Origin of the sequence: Rodentibacter rarus, from assembly GCF_001998965.1 — a bacterium.
In the GTDB taxonomy this organism is placed as follows: Bacteria; Pseudomonadota; Gammaproteobacteria; order Enterobacterales; family Pasteurellaceae; genus Rodentibacter; species Rodentibacter rarus.
Map to the genome: position 1 here is coordinate 1 of NZ_MLHJ01000160.1, position 1,724 is coordinate 1,724.

1 protein-coding gene is annotated in these 1,724 nt (G+C 37.5%); it reads left to right on the top strand.

Going from position 1 to position 1,724, the window contains the following annotated elements; genetic code table 11:
- Nucleotides 1-408 precede the first annotated feature (408 nt).
- Nucleotides 409-1,464, top strand: coding sequence for a recombinase RecA (gene recA, locus BKK50_RS12110; protein ID WP_077418476.1), 1,056 nt, complete (start codon nucleotides 409-411; stop codon nucleotides 1,462-1,464).
- Nucleotides 1,465-1,724: the final 260 nt, after the last annotated feature.

The window sequence follows — 1,724 nt, forward strand, 5'->3', positions numbered from 1 at the left end:
GCACAATACCAACATTCAAATAAAATTTTTACACATAAAATGGATAAATGTCACTTAGATTTCATCATATCGGATCTCTTTAGAGACTTAATACTTTCCTTCATTCGAAGCGATAGACAAAAATGAGCTGTCCATTAATAAATCACAGCATCTTACTAAGTATCCCTAGTGTTAAACTGACGGTTAACAAACTTATCCCTAATCAATACCTGCCTAAGAAATAGTAAATTGAGTAATTTTACTGAGGAGAATAAGCGCTACCCTTTACTCATAATTTTTAATAGTGTTTCTTTCAACCTTGCGCTCAAGATCACATTTTTCACGTAAAGATAAAAAATTTACTTGATACTGTATATCAATACAGATAAAATCTAGTTAAGTTACAACACATAAGTATAAGGTTAAAAAATGGCGACTCAAGAAGAGAAACAAAAAGCACTTGCTGCAGCATTAGGGCAAATCGAAAAACAATTTGGTAAAGGGTCTATCATGAAATTAGGCGATACCAAAACTTTAGATGTAGAGTCTATTTCAACAGGTTCTATCGGTTTAGACGTAGCATTGGGCATCGGTGGTTTGCCCATGGGTCGTATTGTCGAAATCTTTGGTCCCGAATCCTCTGGTAAAACAACCCTCACTTTATCTGTCATTGCACAAGCACAGAAAGCAGGTAAGACTTGTGCATTTATTGATGCAGAACATGCTCTCGATCCTATTTATGCCGCAAAACTAGGCGTGGATGTAAAAGAATTATTGGTATCTCAACCCGACAATGGTGAACAAGCATTAGAGATTTGTGATGCCCTTGTTCGCTCTGGCGCTGTTGATGTCATTATTGTAGATTCCGTAGCAGCTCTCACACCGAAAGCTGAAATTGAAGGAGATATGGGTGACTCCCATATGGGCTTGCAAGCGCGCCTGATGTCCCAAGCATTGCGTAAACTCACCGGTCAAATCAAAACTGCCAACTGTTTGGTGATCTTTATCAACCAAATTCGTATGAAAATCGGGGTAATGTTTGGAAACCCAGAAACCACAACCGGCGGGAATGCGCTTAAATTCTATTCTTCAGTTCGCTTGGACATTCGCCGTACCGGTTCAGTAAAAGATGGAGAAGAAATTATTGGTAATGAAACAAAAGTAAAAGTGGTGAAAAATAAGCTTGCAGCCCCATTCCGTCAAGTTGATTTCCAAATTCTTTACGGAGAAGGAATTTCCAAAATGGGGGAATTAATTGAATTGGGTGTAAAACATAAACTTGTAAATAAATCCGGCGCTTGGTATGCCTATAATGGAGAAAAAATCGGTCAAGGTAAAGCAAATGCAATGAAATGGTTACACGAAAACATAGAAAAAGCACAAGAGTTAGAAACTAAACTTCGTGCTGAATTGGTTGCGAATCCTGAACAATCATTAATGGCTGATATTGAACAATCTGAAGATACTTCCTCGGATGAATTATAAGCCTTAATCTAAAAATGATCTGCCCTCAAAGGAGGATATCTAATTTGAGGAGCAGGTCAATATTGAGGTGCACCAAACCAACCAAGCGTTCTCTATACAACCGAAACATTGCTTATATTCGTTAAGTTGTCCGTGTCACTGGATAGAAGCTAAAACATAAGATCAAAGGTTATGATAGTGCTGTAATTGCAAAGTTTTTGTTCTTTGAGATCTGAATGCTTTTTTACCTGCATATTTATAATATGGGGCTGTACTAGATA

Excerpts from the sequence above, each read along its gene's own strand:
- recA (WP_077418476.1), top strand. The coding sequence starts at position 409 with ATGGCGACTCAAGAAGAGAAACAAAAAGCACTTGCTGCAGCATTAGGG.